This is a genomic window from Lysinibacillus zambalensis, assembly GCF_040183165.1.
GTDB classification, from domain to species: domain Bacteria; phylum Bacillota; class Bacilli; order Bacillales_A; family Planococcaceae; genus Lysinibacillus; species Lysinibacillus zambalensis.
In genome coordinates, this window is the sequence record NZ_JBEGDG010000071.1 from 1 (window position 1) to 454 (window position 454).

At 40.5% G+C, this 454-nt stretch carries 1 protein-coding gene; it reads left to right on the top strand.

What is annotated here, in order from left to right; genetic code table 11:
- The coding region (locus ABNX05_RS26090; RefSeq protein WP_349662344.1) for an IS110 family transposase at nucleotides 1-454 on the top strand (454 nt) is incomplete at both ends.

The following is a 454-nucleotide window of genomic DNA, read 5'->3' on the forward strand; positions in this document are numbered from 1 at the left end:
GAGCGATTACACGAACGAATGGAAGAAATGACAAAGCAAGATGGACAAGCGCCAGATATCGTATTTGAAGCAACAGGCATCTATTCAAAACCTGTCGAAGCGTTTTTCAAAGATTACGGCTATGCATACTGCCGCATGAATCCACTTGAAGCGAATTTACAGATGGCAACGATGCGTCGCAATAAAACCGATATCAGTGATGCCCATGAACTCGCGAAGACACATTTCAAAATGGAACGCGAAACAACGTACATACAAGACGATTATTATGAACAGATGCGTGCACTGACTCGTTATTACGATGAAATTGACGAAGAAATCATTTTACTCAAAAGTAGAATGCATGCCATTTTACAGCTGAGTTTTCCAGAATTAGAAAAGCTGATTACACCGAGTTCAGCACTATTTTTAAATATTGTACAACTATATCCGCATCCCGCACTTTTACAGGCCC